We start from the raw sequence: 16,342 nt of genomic DNA on the forward strand, positions 1-16,342 counted from the left end.
AACTTAAATATTGAAATAATGAAAATCCAACTAAATACAATGATAAAGATGCTCACATTTTCCATCATCATGATAATGGGTACTGGAATCTCCAGGTTAAATGCACAAACGTCGGTTAATGAGAAAAAGAGCGAAACAGAAGATACGATCAATTTTCAGCAGACTAAAACTATACAAGCGGGGCTTCTAAACGTAGGATATGCTGAAATCGGACCAAGTAAAGGTAAGCCGGTTATCCTTCTTCATGGATGGCCATACGACATCCACAGCTTTGAACAGTCCTCCGCTATCCTTGCCAAAAAGGGATACCGTGTACTGGTACCTTATCTTCGGGGGTATGGAACCACGACATTCCTTTCTGACAAAACCATGCGAAACGGGCAACAGTCTGCGGTCGCACTTGATATCATCAAATTTATGGATGCACTAAAAATTGAAAAGGCGATTATCGGTGGGTTCGACTGGGGGGCCAGAACCGCAGATATTATCGCTGCATTGTGGCCTGAACGTTGTTCGGCATTGGTCGCTGTAAGTGGATATCTTATTGGTAGCCCCAAAGCGAACGAAAACCCGCTTCCACCAAATGCCGAATTTTTATGGTGGTATCAATATTATTTCGCCACTGAACGAGGCTATAAAAGCTACAAAGTGAACACACAGGAATTCAATAAACTGATCTGGAAAACAGCTTCACCAAAATGGAACTTTGATGACCAGACCTATAAACGTTCCTCAAAGTCATTCGATAATCCGGATCATGCGGATATTGTTATCCATAATTACCGTTGGCGGTTAGGATTGGCCAAAGGCGAAAAACAATACGACGAACTTGAAGAAAAGCTTGCCAAAGCCCCGGATATTATTGTTCCTACGGTAACCCTTGAAGGAGATGCAAATGGGGCAGCCTTTCCGCCGCCAGCAAGTTATGCATCAAAATATAAAGGTAAGTATAAGCATCATACTTTAAACGGTGGTATTGGCCATAACCTGCCACAGGAAGCACCGGAGGCTTTCGCTGAAGCGATTATTGAAGCCGACCTGATGGCGCAGTAAACAACGATTATTCATCATAACAATATAAAATAATTTTAATAACACGCTCAAAAGGCAAAAAATAATTGATCATGCAATATTCAACTTACACAAAAATTTATCTTGGCGGACGCATCTTTATGTCATTATGGTTCGCCGCAAGCGGTTTCTTTGAACTCACAAGAAATCCGGTGGTCTGGAATATTACACTACAACTTGGATATCCTCCACATTTCATTTATATACTAGGTATATTTAAAATTGTAGGCAGTATCATTTTCCTTATTCCAAATCGTTTCAATAGAATCAAGGAATGGATCTTTGCAGGGATGTTTTTTGACATCACTTTCGCCTTCTTCTCAAAGATTGTGGTGCTTGGTTTACCTTCGACAATCGATGCGATAATCGCCTTTATAGTCCTGGCCATTACATACTACGCGTTTAACAAACTCCACTTTATTGATTACACTGAAAATTTGTCTCAAGATTAAAAAATGATTTTTTATGCGTTTTGATTTAAATAACCCATAAAAAGCATAAATTCAAACAGAAAATAACCTTCATTAAAATGTTTAAACCCAAAAAGCAAATACCTTTTGAAATTTCGGGTCGCCTGATATGGATTAGTTCAATTTCATTGGGAATATTAACCTCAATCCCTAAAATTGTAGACCATCACTTTGTTGTGGCCGAAGGTATAGCCGATTTCGCTGTAACATCCGGTTTTGCATTATTGATCTGGTATTATAATATCTATTCGATACCTGCTTATACAAAGAAAACAGGCAGTAAAAAAGTACTGTCAGGTCAGCTGTTCAGGGGATTGGGAGTGGGTTTAATACTGATGTTTTTCCTTTCTTCCATTCAATACTACATTTTATCTCACCTAAATTTCGGCCCCCAAATATTGATGTACGAGGTAAGAGGTATATTGATCAACCTAACATTTTATATGTTTATCCATATATTATACCAGACTTATCTTAACCAACAATACGTAAGGGAACTAGAACGTTCGATGGCTGCAAATCTTGAAGCACAATATGAGCTTTTAAAACAACAGGTAAATCCCCATTTTCTTTTTAATAGTCTCAACACCCTAAAATATATGGTAGAGAGCCATGATGAGCAATCTTCGGAATTTATCATAAAACTTGCTGACTTCTACAGATTTACTCTTGGAAGTCTAAAGCTTAAAGTGCTAACATTAAAAGAAGAACTGGCCATTATGGAATCGTACGTATATCTATTGAAAGCCCGTTTTGAAGAAGGCCTTTTTGTGACACAAAATCTTGGAAGTGATAGCCATGACACTTACATTCCGCCTTTTACACTGCAGCTATTAGTAGAAAACTGCATCAAACATAATATTGTTTCGTTGGAGAAACCGCTTTACATTGCGATCTATCAGGAAGAAGACTATTTGGTCATTGAGAATAATCTGCAGGAAAGGAAAATTCCTGAACCTTCCACCGGAATGGGACTCAAAAATATCAATCAACGGTACCTCCACCTTACCCAGAAAAATATTATCATCACGGCAACTGACGAAAAATTCACCATAAAACTTCCTATATTATATGAACATCCTAATAATTGAAGACGAAATTAAAGCTGCTCGTTCACTTGAGAATCTGATATTACATTTGCAGCCAGGTTCCCGGATTCTGGCAAAGATCCAAAGTGTCGAGGGCGCTATAGACTATTTGTCCAATAACCCATCGCCAGAGCTGATCTTTATGGATATCCAGCTTTCCGATGGTATTAGCTTTGACATCTTTAAAGCCGTCAAAATCGTATGTCCAGTAATTTTTTGCACAGCCTTCGGTGAATACGCCATGGAAGCAATTAAAGAAAACGGGATTGATTATCTGCTTAAACCATTTTCGGAAGTTGATCTAAAAAATGCTTTTGAGAAAGTACATAATTTTAAAAATATTTTCCAGAAAGCCTCTGCAAATGATCTCGTAAATATAATCAGTCGGATCGGTGATCAAGAAAGTAAGAAAACGAGTTTCCTGGTTTTTAAAAACAATAAATACCTTACAGTCAAAACAGATGATATCGCCTATATTTATATCAATTATACCTCCCCTTCCCTTGTAACCTTTAAAGGCGAACAATATGATATGAACCAATCTTTGGATCATTTGGGAAGCATCCTTTCCGATAAACAGTTTTTTAGGCTCAACAGACAGTACCTCATCAATTTTTCTGCCGTAAAGGAAGTTGAGCATTATTTTGGAAGAAAGCTCTTTGTAAAACTAACCGTTCCAACAGAAGAAAAACTTTTGATCGGCAAAGATAAAACTTCCATATTCCTGAATTGGTTAGAAGACCGCTAAAACAGGTACGTAAATGGGATAAGAAACGGCATATTTTATACAGCAATGAACGGATACGGCTTCCCATTTACGTGCTTTTTATCTGCTATAAAGTTCCGATATAATTAATCTTGATAAGCAAAACGACTTTGGCATCAGGAAAATTAAAGTTTTGACCAAATCGATAAAAGATTACAAAGGCTCCTTATTGGAGATATCCAACGATAAAGTTTTTCATCAAAAGGTATCCTATTAAAAAATACAATTCTCAAACCTAACAGGCGATGATGTCCTGTTAGGTTTTGATTATTTATTCATCGCCAGAAATTGTCTGCGCAATATACACGATCTTTATCAATTCACTTTTCAGCAGCCTGTTAACCTAAAACTTGCTGCTTAACGTCATCAAAATATCCGCTAAGAATTTATTGGTACTAGCCAATTAATCCAATCCTATGTTAAAAATATAGTTAATCAAGGCATAAAGAGATCTAAATATTTTTGCAATCAGATATATGGTATTGCCGCAAATCTTCATTGTCCATTTCATTATTCTATTTGTCCACTTTAACCATTATTATGTCCATCTAGGGTACTTTACACTATTTTGACAGGAATTTTTATAGTCTCTTTGTACTATTAATTAAGTTAAAACACATCAAAAAAACAAAAAATAATGTCAAACAATAAAATAAATAAGAAAATGAGTAACATCGAAAAAGTACTCTACACAGCAAAAACCCATACGGTTGGAGGTAGAGAAGGGAAAGCTAAAAGTAGTGACGAAAAATTGGATATCATACTTTCCGCTCCTGGATCCAATGGAAAAGGAACTAATCCTGAACAACTTTTTGCCGCAGGTTGGTCGGCCTGCTATATTGGAGCTCTTGGTTTAGCAGCAAAAAAACTTGGTGCAATACTACCAAAAGATGCATTCGTCGATGCTGAAGTCGACTTGGGAATGACAGGTGATGCATTTCTTCTGCAAGCAAGATTATCTGTCGGCCTTCCAGGAATTGACAAAGAAATAGCCGAACAGCTTATTGAACTTGCACACCAAACCTGTCCATATTCCAAAGCAATAAAAGGAAACATCAATATTTCAACAACGCTAATCTAAACAGTCATGCTTAAAAAAATCCACTTTACAATTTTACTTCTAGTAACTATATTTTTGGGACTAGGTAATGCACAAGCTCAGAAAAAGAACACCAATACCAAAATTAAAAATATCGTACTTGTACATGGTGCTTTTGTTGATGGATCAGGATGGAGAAGCGTTTATGATATCCTTTCAAAAAATGGCTACAATGTAACAATTGCCCAGATTCCATTGACTTCATTAAAAGATGATAATGCAACTGTACGTAGAATATTGGATAAACTTGATGGACCGGCTGTACTTGTAGGCCATTCATGGGGCGGTACAGTAATTACGGAATCAAGTTCACATGCCAATGTTGCTTCTCTAGTTTACGTAACTGCATTTCAACCTGATAAAGGAGAAACAACAGATAAATGGTATTCGTCCCAACCGGGGCTTCCGGAAGCTGGTATTTTACCTCCGGATAATGAAGGATTTGCTTATTACGATATAGAAAAATTCCATGCAGGATTCGCCGCTGATCTTAGCCATGATCAGGCAACTTTTATGGCACATGCCCAAAAACCGATTTTAGCCTCATCGTTTACCACAGCAGTAACAGCTGCAGACTGGCATACAAAACCAACATTCGGTATAGTTCCAACTGCTGATAAGAGCATCAATCCTATTATATTAAGAAATATGTACAAAAGGTCAGGTACGAAGATCACCGAGATCAAGGGAGCGAGCCATGCCGTGTTCATTTCCCGCCCGCAGGAAGTCGCTAACGTGATTATATCAGCCTCCAAATAAGCTATGTTTTATCCCTGATCCAATAGTTTAATTTTATCCATTTTGAAATAAGTTTAGGTAAATTATTTCAGTAAGAATGCCCGGTAGTTTTATCGGGCATTTTTGCATTAATGTTTTATCTATAGCCAGCATATAATAATCACGAGCAATTTACCTCAGCAATGACCGTCAATAGAAAACCATTCATAAACTTCTCATCGATCATTTCCACTAGGCATTAAAATGTCTTCTATAAATTTGAAAATCTACACGATATTATAAATAGATCAGCTTAAGGAACTCAAAATAGTAAAGTCATTACAAAATGATGTTTGCTTGTAATTCGAAAAGATACTTTACATTTTTTCCCGTTCAACCTTAACCAGTTCTCTACTTTAAAAATTATATTCCCGGGTATTATATAAAATAAAAATGGGCAGATCAACACTAAAGTTGATCTGCCCCAGAATTAAAAGTCAAAGCTTCTATTGTTCCCAATCAGATTGCTTACAATTGTTTGTAAAGTCCCTTTTATTCATTCAATAAGAACTTCAGCATTTTTCATCGGTCCCAAATGTCCTACATTGTTAAGTGTTATAACATAAACCGCACTAAACTGTTAACCTAATAGTCCATCTTCGACAATGCCTACTCTATTTTTGGTTGTTGCAAAGGAACAAACACTCCCATTGGTTCCCGACACATTAATAAGCCTTTGTTATTTAGTATGTTATTGTGCTAAAAATGCGAATACTTTTGTTAAGAATGCCTCATGATTCTGATAAAAAGCCGCATGTCCAGAATCAGAAAACTCAACTAGTACAGAGTTCTCTAAATTTTGCTTCATATTATATGCATTTTGAATAGAAATTGGAAGATCCTTATCGCCATGAACGATTAGAACAGGTTTTTTAATAGTTTTAATTTCCTCAAGTGCATTTGCATCAGGTTGTGCCCATGCCAGTACCGCAGTAAATTGAGCGGTTGAAGTAGCATCACTTAGTGCCGGATCTCGATCAACAGTACGTAGATGTACACGGGCAAACGACGCTTTTCCTGCCGCAATGCTTACTTGTGAATCAGTAAATCCGAATTTTAAGTAGGATTCTTCTGCGGTAAGTCCAGCAGTTCCTGCAACAATATTCGGAAGATTTGCAAGACCGATTGCTCCTTTAGGTCCACTATCGGCCAAAATAATCTTATTAACTATCGCTGGCTCTGTTAACACAATTCTTTGGGCAACAAATCCTCCCATTGAGAATCCCATGATATTTACTCTTCCAAGGTTCATTGCTTTGATAAAATCAATAGCGTCATTAGCCATTGCTTGGACAGAATTAGGAGTTGTCCCTTTGGATGAAGCTACTCCCTTGTTATCAAAAATGATTATTTTATATTGTTTTGCGAGTCCATTGGTCACCGCGGGATCCCAGTCGTCCATAGAACCACCAGTTCCTGGCAATAACACTAGAGGTATTCCTCCTTCCTTACCCCAGCTGCGATAAGCAAACTCTACTCCTTTCACGCTGATAAAGTTAGTTTTTGCATTGTTATGATTTACTGGCGACGACGACTGTTCTGTCGGAAATTCGTTGTCATCACTACATGAAATTGTTACAGCGGAAAATAGGGATGCACATAATGCACCTGCGATTGTAAATTTTCTAATTGTTTTCATTATTATCTTTTTAAGAATGATTATAAAGCAAACTTAGATCAATCACACAAGTTAAATAAGGACAAAATAGTTAAACAGGACATACTAGCACCTGGATTGGACATTCCAGATGTTAAAGAAAATATTGAACCCCCTAACACAAGGTTTATAAGCAGAATCATGGCAGTTAATTTAAACTAACTGTAAATGTAGCATCATGCTAATTTTCATAAGTTATTAACTGGTTATCTTTTGTATGAAAAATGAGGACGGGCGCAAATACTTCAACATCCGATTCGTAACGGTTAAGGCCGATACAAGTTGCGATAGCTTTCTCTCCATTTTTAAAAAATATCATTGTATTACAGAAGGTAAATATAACCAATGAAAGGAATACTAAGCCCAATCCCAAAATTAAATAATATTGCCACTATGACACTTCTTGCTGATACAAATAAAACCATTACGTATATCGCTGATAATTTAGGATTTGCAGACAGTCAGAGCCTTTATCATTTTTTTAAACGTAGTACCGGCTGTACTCAGACTCAATATCGTAATCAGTTGTTGGGAAAACTCTAAAACAACTCAACAGGATTCAAACCAAAACAAAACTTTATAAAATATTAATTACCAACTAAATACACTTAAAATACATTCTAGATCTTTAAAAAATTGGTTCGATGTTCCAACCAGCAAGTTCACTTAAGGAGACAACTATTAAATAGTTGTCTCTCTTTTTTTTGTGCATAAAAATCTCTATATCAAACTTTTAGGGATCAAGCGCAAAATCTGGGCGACTAGGCAAAAAGCTTAGCCAACCTAAATAGAAAAACGACTTATCTTTTACATCTAAGCTGAATTCTGAAGTTTTTGATTTGGCATTAAAAGATTCCCCGAAACATTGGTACTTCAGCGTGAATAAGTCATTTGGAAATCTCATTAATGCCCGGATAAGATTCGAAGGCTCCGGTTCTTTTATGACAAAATACTTTTACCGTCGTCACGACTTTTGTTGATATATCCGCAAGGAGCGATTCACATTAACCGCCCCCCTTTTTACTCTTCACATTCCGTGGAAGATGTTAAAGTCCTTCTATCATTTACACTGCATTTATATTGCATTTGCACCCTTTAAATATACCATTGATAACAGCAATATATTATAAAATTTCATGAACGGAATATCAATATTTTGTGATCCATTTATTAAAATCAGATTCTGAAGATATACCAAGTTTTTTCTTTAAACGGTACTTTTTTGATTCTACAGTTCTTATCGAAAGATGTGCATACTCTGCAATCTCTTTATTGGAAAAATTTAATTTTATATAAGCACAGAAAAGAATATCATTTGCAGTAAGAGCGGGATTTTCTTTTGTCAAATTATTGTAAAAGTCTGAATAAGCTTCCCTGAATTTATGAATAAAAGACGGGTCTGATTTTATAGCAAGCTGAACGACTTCTTCATAAAGATTTTCAAGTTTTCTTCGGAGAATGTCAGTTTCAAGTTTTTTTTCGCTTAACATTTTATCTTGCTTTTTATATCTTACTTTATGAACATTATTAATGACTAAAATGATGACTGTACTCACTAATATAATACCGGCAAAACCATAATAGAAATTCTGGCTGCTTGCTGCAAAAATCTCTTCCTGACTTGTCAATATATCTTCTACAGATGTATTTAAAGCCACCCTTTCATTTTCTCTCAAACTGTCGTTTAACCGAGAATATTTCATTAGATATTCGTTTTCTTTTTGCATATTATTGAGATGCTTATACGCTGTTGCCAAAAGCTTATACGTTTCTAAAGTTCTTTTTCTGAACCCTGACCTCTGAGTAATAGCCAATGATTCAAGCAAATACTGCAAAGATTTATTATATTCTTTTTTTTCTATATTCAGCTTTCCATAAGCTCTTAGTACATTAGCTTTTCCTTCTACAGGAATATTTTTTATCAATAATAATTGGTTAGCCTTATTGATATAATATTCCGCAGAATCAATATTCCCGTTTTTGAAATGCCTATTTGCAATGGTTATGTAAAGCATCGGCATTGGTGACTTCATACATTTTTTTTCATTACTGTAAACCGAATCTACCAACCCTAAAAACCCAAAACAAGAACGTTTCCAATCATAAACAGAGTATTGCACGCTCTGCTTTTCTTTTTCATTTGAAATTCTTTTGGCAGCTTCCAAAGCTTTATTAAACCTTTGCAATGCTCTTTTATGAAGCCCGAGTGAAAAGTAGTTTATTCCATATACATGATTCATATGAGCCTCAAGTTCTGCGTCATCATATTTCGAGAGCTTTTTTCGCGCGAAATCCAGAAATTGTAGGCTTTCCTTGTTTCTATTGATACCGCTGAGTGCATGGGCAATATTGATATACCCTTTTATTTCACCTGGCACATAACCCAGTTTTTTACATTTGATGATCAGTTTTTTTTCTGCTAAAATGATATTGTTAAAATCCCCTTCGTACCGCCATTTATTATGTATCTCCTTCCGTAGGCTATCAATTCCCCATATTGCAGATCTGCCACTGCTCAGCACCCCTAAAAAAAGAAGCAGACAAATAGCTGCTTTTTCAAAAAAATATTTGATGTTCATAGTTTAACTTTAGTATGTATTACTAAATATTAGTAGCTAAATCAAGATGTTAAAGCACATTAGCTTTGACTTTATTTTTACATTTATTACTATTGAAAAGGCGGCTATTACAGAAAATATGTAATAGCCATCTTTTTTGAAAACATTAAATCATTTTCATAAACCTGAGATAAGCTTCAATCACATTTTTATTAAAAACCGCAGGCCTGATATCTGTGTCTTTTAAAAAGTATTCTGTATTGCTGCTTTTAAAATAATAGGTATTTTCATATGCCTCAACGAGGGACTTGCCTTCATGTACATCATCGGTAAACAAATAAAGCAAAGAGTAGATTGGCAGCTCTTGATTTCTCCTCCATTGCTCAAACCAATTCTGGAAATCCAAACCTCGCATTTCCAATCCACAATAATCACTTATCCGGACGCAGAAATCAGTAAGAGATAAATCATGCTCCGGCAGCGGGTTCAGATTGAAATTTAATCCTACAGCTTCTGGTTTCCGGCTGATATGCACCATCGCTTTACAAACATAATCAACTGTTACTACTTCGTCTTTCAGCCCCATTACCAATGGAAATGCTTTCAGTTCAATACATGAACGCATCAGAGAACTCCACCATTGATTTAAAGGTGTTGCACCAGTTTTTCCATGACATACAACAAAACCTAAACGGAAATTGATCAGAGGCAGCCCTTTTTCACGCGCTTTTGAGGCCATACTTTCCATTACCCATTTACTTCGGATATACCCCATATCGCGGCAAACTGCAGGCAGATTCTGCTCTATAGGTTCATCTTCTGTCATCCAGGTTTTCCCTGTAAAGCTCCTTCCCCAGCTATACACACCCATTGAAGAAGAAATGATCAAAAATTTAGTTTTTTCGTTAACAGCAAGATGAAGTATATTAGCCATACCATCAACATTAGGCTTTTTAATATATTCATATGGTTTTACGTAACTTACATCGCTTGCCATATGATAAATAACCTCAATGTCTTTGAGAAGTTTTTCATATGTACTTTCATCAAGGCCCAATTTAGGCTCGGTCAGATCTCCTAAAATAATCTTTATTCTATTTTCGTATTCAATCTTCCAAACCAATTTGAATTTTAAGAATGTACTTTTAATCCGTTCTAAAGCTAACTCTTCATTTTCAGCACGCACAAGACAATAGATCAGGGCTTCAGGGTTTTTTGGAATAAGCTCTTCCAATAAGTGTGAACCAACAAAACCTGTAACTCCTGTAAGAAAAATATGAGAAGGGTTAGCTAAAATCTGTGGATCAGGCTGTACCGTTATTTCAAAATCGAAGGGTAGCTCTGCATCTTTTAATAGCTGCTGCTCTACAAGTCGGGCTTTTTGCTGCTGGCTGGCTTCATTTTGAGACAATCTGTTTTCTGCCTCTCTTACAAAAAGACTGATTGTAGGATAACGATATAATTCTGGAAGCGAAACTTTTTTCTGAATGTTTAAAGGCAAACGCTCATGCAGCTGAGCTAACATTAAAGAATGTCCTCCAAGATCAAAAAAGTTATCATTTTCATCTATATGCTCAAGATTCAGCAAATCCAACCATATTTCAGTCAATTCTTGTTTAAGATCCCGTGCCTCAACTTTTGCTTTTGCTTTTCTTTCCGTCTTCTGTAATGGGATATGCAGCTTGCTTTTGTCAATTTTTCCTGTCAATGTCAAAGGAAGCTTATCATATAAGATAATTTTTTCAGGAAGCATATACGTAGGTAAACTTTGTTTTAACCTCACACGGATATCTTCCAGTGAAATCCGTTCTTTGTCATTATCATACAATTCTAAAAATGCTATAAGTATGGGTAATCCCGTCTGTGGACGATGAACTTTTACAGCTACATTGGCAACTTGCGCCAGCTGTGATATATGATGCTCAATTTCTTTTAATTCAATTCTAAATCCTCTTAGTTTCACCTGATCGTCAAGCCTTCCGACAAACTCTATATTACCGTCCTGCCTCCAAAATCCGCGGTCTCCGGATTTGTAAAGCCGATAATCAGATCCATATTTTGATTTCATCCATTCCGGAGCTTCAATAAAGACTTCTGCCGTCTCATTAGGTTTATTTATATACCCTTTAGCCACTTGCTTACCACCAATATAAATTTCACCTGTGATCCCACTATTTACATACTCAAGATCTTTATTAAGTATATGTATATCTGCGCTTTCCAACGGCTTGCCAATTATATGGGGATTTGTATCATCATCTTTAAACTGATGGCTCACAACACTTACTGTTGTTTCTGTTGGTCCATATACATTAATAAGACGTACACGATTACACCAGTTTTTTACGGTCTGTTCAGAAGGAACTTCTCCGGCTATTGATAATGTATGAAGGCAGCCAATAGGAGTATCTGTCGGAAGAGTACTCAATACAGCCGGAGGAAGATAAGGTACAACATCAATATTATGATCAACAATAAAATCCAATAATGGTTTTCCTACTATTTTGTTATCCGGATATAAAAATATAGTGGCTCCGCTAAATAAAGGAATCCAGATATCGATGATTGAAACATCAAATCCGGTTGAACTAAACTGAAGTGTTCTGTCTTTCGCTGAGAATCCCCACAGCTTTGTAAACGAATGCACAAAAGTATAAAATGCTTCATGATGGATTTCAACACCTTTTGGCACTCCGGTGCTGCCTGAAGTATAGATAATATATGCCGTCTGCATAGGATCTATCTCATCAGGTTGTATGATCTGCTTATTGTCCTCCGAAGTCTCATACACATGGTTGCCCATAGTGAGGAGCTTAAGATCCATTCCGGCAAACTTATCGATATAAGTACTACCTGTGATAATCAGCTCTGTATGAGAATCATCAAGCATCATTTTCATTCTGTTTTCGGGCAGCTGTCCATCAAGAGGAATATATGCTGCACCTATTTTAAGTACGGCCAAAAAGGATATAATCCGGTCTACAGATTGTGGCATGCATACAGCTACAGAAGTTCCTGCCTTCAGTTCCAGAGTATGCAAGTAAGAGGCTAAAAGGTCAGAGCGTCTGTCCAACTCACCGTAAGAAATACTTTCGGTCTCAGATATTATAGCCGTTTTGTCAGGAATAGATTTGCTTACAGCTTTAAAAATTGAAATTACATTTTTAAGCTGATTGTTCTGAATGAGAAAATCAGTAGTAAGATTTTCTTGATTGATTTGATGTTTCATTTTTTAAGTTTTTGGTTACTAAAAATATTTTTGGATATTTTATCAATGGGAGTTTAGACATACTATCATCTTTCGTCCTAAATTAGGACGGTAGAAGAATCGTAAAGTGGATTGTTAAGAGACAGTATCACTTATCTATAATTAATATACAGCAAATATATTGTAAGTACGATTTAAATGATATGCTTTAAATCATACTATATTATATTTTATATTTTCTTAATCATAAATTTAATTTATTGCAAAATAGAAAACACTCTAACAACAAAACTGATACACTTATTTTAATCTTTATAATCTAAATAAGTTAATTAATCTTATCCGATATTAGAGTACTAATTGAGCTAATTCCATAATTGCCGGTAAATTAAAATAGAGCAACATGGCCGAACTCACTTTATGATATAAATAGATAAAAAATTAGAATTTCATAGTATATAAATTATTTCTTCGAAAGGTTACTCTGTCCAATAGGAATCATAGATAGTATTTAATAGAATATTTTACTGTTAATCAATTTCAATATATGATCGCTTTCCATTTTCTTAATAGTTCTAATCACAGTTTCAATTCGTAAACCTGTTATGGATGCCATCTGTTTTCTCGTTAAATAAAGCTCAAATGAGTATTTTTCTTTGTTATTACTGTAGCTTTTAAAGTAATCAAGAATACCCAAAAGCCTCACCTCCGGTCTCAATGATAAATTATGCTGCATCATAACAAATTTTTGATACAATCTTTCAGATATAAATTTGTTGATGTCAAGAGAAACATTGGGATGGTCATTAAGTAATTTAAAAAAGTTTACTTTAGTGATGGTAATGATTTCACAAGAAGTTAATGTTATTGCATTTACAGGATATTTTTCGGTTATGAAAAGAAGTAATTCACAAACACTCTGTCCTGAAAACAAAATACTTTGAATAATCTCTTTCCCGTCTTCGTCATAGTGATTTAATTTAACTCTTCCTTTTACTATTTGATAATAACGTTTCGGAATCTCCCCCTCTTGGAATATTGTTTCATGGGGTTTAAATTGTGTTGTTTCTGCACCGTATAATTGCAAAAGATTTTGATCAATAATCATAATATTGAGTTTTTGAATTAAAGTTTTTAACAAGATGTGGCACAATTCTTTTCTAAAGATAACATAAAACCAGTAAACAAAAGTCTTTTGTGATGAAAAAGAAGGCTCTGCAATTCATCTTGGCAGATTGTTCCGAACTTTCAATGATTTTTATTTATCTGTAGAATAAAGCGAATCCGGAATAAAACATTGAGACATTTTATGAATGATAGCAAGTAAGGAATTGAAGATCTATTTACCGTTACAGAAAGTCAATATTTTTAATCACTTTCTCAAAAATAAAATAAATAAAATAAATGGCACCAACTGTCTTTAGTTGACGCCATTTGGCAAATTTGTGATCTTGACGAGAGCTATACAGGCACCTTTGTCTATGATTATTCTTTTAAGCCAAATTAAACAAGAATTATAAAATTCATTTTCACTAAGTACTTTTCTTTAAAATGAAACCTTTTACAATTTAATTTTAAGAATTTAAACCACATAAACTTGATATGGTGTGCAAATTATTTTTCCATAGTTATTTATTAGTTAAACCTTTAAATATACATCAGCTATGATCTACCGTGTCATATTGTAAAATAAATGATTACAAAATGGAAGCTTAGTAATGACTGACGTCAGCAGTCCTATAATGAATCCTAATGAAATATATTTTACAAGATTATAAGCTTTTTCCTATAATGCTGTAACACTAAACAATGCTTTAAATTCAGCAAAGTTTGCATAGTTAAAACTAGTAGGATATGAAATTCCACTACTTGCGCTGGCGGCAGCATTCGTTCCGGTAAGGTAAACTACAGCATTAAGGGTATCTCCTGCATTTAAGGAAACCATTCCGGTAACAACCACAGAATAACGTAATGCTGGTTGCTGAGGTGTTGCCCATCTTATTGTAGCATTATCCATAATAATAGTTCCCCCAGAAGGATTTCCACCTGCGTTCTTTCTTATTTCAAGGTTTACAGGATAGAAAAAGCCTGTGAGATTTCTGGCTGGGGTAGAATTGGGCATGATGTAAGCAGAAATTAAATAAATACCTGACTGTGCAACTGTGTATGTTCCGTTACTCAGATTAAAGCGGCCATTTGGGTCGGTGACTGTGGTATCAAATTTTTGGAAAAACCTCTGGTTTACACTTCCGCCATCAACTCCACCATTTGTGATGTTAGTAGAGCCTAATGCTTCATTCGTTAGGGATATGGAGGCTAAGGTTGCAGAGGCCGGGTTCATTGCTCCCCATTGGGTTACCCCAGAAGCATTGGTTGTAAGGACATATCCGTTAGCCGGTGCATTTGAAGGAAGAATCAGAGTCCTATTCGCAGGAAGATTAGCAGGCGATTGTATTGATATGGAATTAGCTCCGTTTGCCGCATCTTCATAAAACTTTAATGACGAAGCTGTACCGGACGGATTAGTGTTAAGTGAAATGTTACCTGCAACATCTAATTTTTCAGTAGGATTATTAGTTCCAATCCCAACTCTGTCATTAGATGCATCAATGCTTAAAGTATTGTTGTCAAAATTAATAGCATCAATTCCGGTTCCTGTGATCGCAAGTTTATTCACACCGGTTAGACCTGATATATTGGTTGGTTCCGTAAGGCTTCCTCCCAATTTCAAATTATTACCAGACATCGTTACACCATTGGTTGCTGTATACGGTACTGATATTTTCTGCCAGAGTGTACCGTCAAAATAATAGTAACCTACAGTATTGACATTGCTTCTAGGTGGGTTGGTATCTCCTCCCGATACATCACTGATATAAATCATAGCCCCCGTCTGATCTGCATTATAAACGGCTGTATTATCCGTTAGCTCTGCCCTGGTAACGCGAGGCGGTATTAAGCCATATACCTGCGTATTGTCTGCAATTCCTGATGCATTTCTTTTTGCGCTCACATCCAATGTAGATTTTGGTGATGCCGTATTTATTCCTACTTGGGAAAAAGCCATTGACGAAAAGAATAAAGCTGTGGTTAATAAAAAATTCTTCATAATTAAATGTTTTAGTTAAAAAATATAAAATGTGTTTATTAGTGTTGGTTTATCGGTTAAAATAGGTATAATCCATAAGTGTTATGAATTATACCTTTATTCACCAAGTGTGTAATAGAACCATTGGGAACTGCTACTATTGAAATAAATTGAGGGGCTGATGCAGTAAGTTCGGGTATAATTTAATGATGTTCCGGTCATCTGTCCTGTTGCATATTCCGTATTCCACCTTACCTCTTTTAAACATAAGAGCATAAAGACAAGTATTACCCGGCAGCGGAATTATTTTTCTCATGATAAAACAAACTTTCATGTAGCTAATTTTCATTTGTCAATTTGGTTTAAAATATTCCTAGTTGAATTGATTTTAAAGGAAATTGAATCACAAACATACTTATGTTGCAAAAAAATATGCGCACTGCATTTATACTTCATTTTATTTCACGTTGATTTTCAGATATATAAAATTGAATAACGTGTAAATGCAGTGCAGTAAAGAGGCAGTTAACAGACTATTAGTCCAAATTTATTGATTGAAG

The 16,342-nt window shown here is 35.5% G+C and carries 12 protein-coding genes; 7 read left to right on the plus strand and 5 right to left on the minus strand.

The window, feature by feature from the left end; genetic code table 11:
* Positions 1-18 precede the first annotated feature (18 nt).
* The 6 genes from OK18_RS20460 (at position 19) to OK18_RS20485 (ending at position 5,253) form a co-directional block, all read left to right on the plus strand.
* Positions 19-1,053 (plus strand): alpha/beta fold hydrolase, encoded by a 1,035-nt coding sequence (locus OK18_RS20460; protein WP_053329218.1) that lies wholly within the window; start codon positions 19-21, stop codon positions 1,051-1,053.
* 71 nt (positions 1,054-1,124) lie between these two features.
* A complete protein-coding gene (locus OK18_RS20465) occupies positions 1,125-1,523 on the plus strand; it encodes a DoxX family protein (protein WP_053329219.1) in 399 nt (132 codons plus the stop codon).
* Positions 1,524-1,600: 77 nt separating this feature from the next.
* The gene (locus OK18_RS20470; RefSeq protein ID WP_053329220.1) at positions 1,601-2,632 is read left to right on the plus strand and encodes a sensor histidine kinase; all 1,032 of its coding nucleotides are present in this window, start codon (positions 1,601-1,603) and stop codon (positions 2,630-2,632) included.
* A complete protein-coding gene (locus tag OK18_RS20475) occupies positions 2,613-3,377 on the plus strand; it encodes a LytR/AlgR family response regulator transcription factor (protein ID WP_053329221.1) in 765 nt (254 codons plus the stop codon). Before OK18_RS20470 ends, OK18_RS20475 begins: the two co-directional genes overlap by 20 nt.
* 655 nt (positions 3,378-4,032) lie before the next feature.
* Positions 4,033-4,476 (plus strand): organic hydroperoxide resistance protein, encoded by a 444-nt coding sequence (locus OK18_RS20480; RefSeq protein ID WP_284347466.1) that lies wholly within the window; start codon positions 4,033-4,035, stop codon positions 4,474-4,476.
* Between the two features lie 6 nt (positions 4,477-4,482).
* Entirely contained in the window at positions 4,483-5,253 is a 771-nt protein-coding gene (locus tag OK18_RS20485; RefSeq protein WP_053329222.1) for an alpha/beta hydrolase, read from the plus strand.
* A gap of 709 nt (positions 5,254-5,962) precedes the next feature.
* Here the strand turns inward: OK18_RS20485 and OK18_RS20490 are convergent.
* Positions 5,963-6,910 (minus strand): alpha/beta fold hydrolase, encoded by a 948-nt coding sequence (locus OK18_RS20490; protein ID WP_053329223.1) that lies wholly within the window; start codon positions 6,908-6,910, stop codon positions 5,963-5,965.
* A 363-nt stretch (positions 6,911-7,273) separates the two neighbouring features.
* Between OK18_RS20490 and OK18_RS20985 the strand changes: the two genes are divergently transcribed.
* Positions 7,274-7,471: a helix-turn-helix domain-containing protein gene (locus OK18_RS20985; protein WP_082129243.1), complete on the plus strand. Its 198-nt coding sequence runs from the start codon at positions 7,274-7,276 to the stop codon at positions 7,469-7,471.
* A gap of 605 nt (positions 7,472-8,076) precedes the next feature.
* Here the strand turns inward: OK18_RS20985 and OK18_RS20500 are convergent.
* From OK18_RS20500 to OK18_RS20515, 4 genes are all read right to left on the minus strand, one after another.
* Positions 8,077-9,507: a LuxR C-terminal-related transcriptional regulator gene (locus OK18_RS20500; protein WP_053329224.1), complete on the minus strand. Its 1,431-nt coding sequence runs from the start codon at positions 9,505-9,507 to the stop codon at positions 8,077-8,079.
* A 145-nt stretch (positions 9,508-9,652) separates the two neighbouring features.
* A complete protein-coding gene (locus OK18_RS20505; RefSeq protein WP_053329225.1) occupies positions 9,653-12,715 on the minus strand; it encodes a non-ribosomal peptide synthetase in 3,063 nt (1,020 codons plus the stop codon).
* A 490-nt stretch (positions 12,716-13,205) separates the two neighbouring features.
* Positions 13,206-13,802 (minus strand): Crp/Fnr family transcriptional regulator, encoded by a 597-nt coding sequence (locus OK18_RS20510; protein WP_050020308.1) that lies wholly within the window; start codon positions 13,800-13,802, stop codon positions 13,206-13,208.
* 678 nt (positions 13,803-14,480) lie between these two features.
* The gene (locus OK18_RS20515; protein WP_156173343.1) at positions 14,481-15,803 is read right to left on the minus strand and encodes a hypothetical protein; all 1,323 of its coding nucleotides are present in this window, start codon (positions 15,801-15,803) and stop codon (positions 14,481-14,483) included.
* Between the last annotated feature and the right edge of the window lie 539 nt (positions 15,804-16,342).

This window comes from Chryseobacterium gallinarum, assembly GCF_001021975.1.
Taxonomy (GTDB): domain Bacteria; phylum Bacteroidota; class Bacteroidia; order Flavobacteriales; family Weeksellaceae; genus Chryseobacterium; species Chryseobacterium gallinarum.

Coding starts and splice junctions, on each gene's coding strand:
- OK18_RS20500 (WP_053329224.1), bottom strand. CDS start 9,507: ATGAACATCAAATATTTTTTTGAAAAAGCAGCTATTTGTCTGCTTCTT.
- OK18_RS20470 (WP_053329220.1), top strand. CDS start 1,601: ATGTTTAAACCCAAAAAGCAAATACCTTTTGAAATTTCGGGTCGCCTG.
- OK18_RS20510 (WP_050020308.1), bottom strand. CDS start 13,802: ATGATTATTGATCAAAATCTTTTGCAATTATACGGTGCAGAAACAACA.
- OK18_RS20985 (WP_082129243.1), top strand. CDS start 7,274: ATGAAAGGAATACTAAGCCCAATCCCAAAATTAAATAATATTGCCACT.
- OK18_RS20475 (WP_053329221.1), top strand. CDS start 2,613: ATGAACATCCTAATAATTGAAGACGAAATTAAAGCTGCTCGTTCACTT.
- OK18_RS20485 (WP_053329222.1), top strand. CDS start 4,483: ATGCTTAAAAAAATCCACTTTACAATTTTACTTCTAGTAACTATATTT.
- OK18_RS20505 (WP_053329225.1), bottom strand. CDS start 12,715: ATGAAACATCAAATCAATCAAGAAAATCTTACTACTGATTTTCTCATT.
- OK18_RS20465 (WP_053329219.1), top strand. CDS start 1,125: ATGCAATATTCAACTTACACAAAAATTTATCTTGGCGGACGCATCTTT.
- OK18_RS20490 (WP_053329223.1), bottom strand. CDS start 6,910: ATGAAAACAATTAGAAAATTTACAATCGCAGGTGCATTATGTGCATCC.
- OK18_RS20460 (WP_053329218.1), top strand. CDS start 19: ATGAAAATCCAACTAAATACAATGATAAAGATGCTCACATTTTCCATC.
- OK18_RS20515 (WP_156173343.1), bottom strand. CDS start 15,803: ATGAAGAATTTTTTATTAACCACAGCTTTATTCTTTTCGTCAATGGCT.
- OK18_RS20480 (WP_284347466.1), top strand. CDS start 4,033: ATGTCAAACAATAAAATAAATAAGAAAATGAGTAACATCGAAAAAGTA.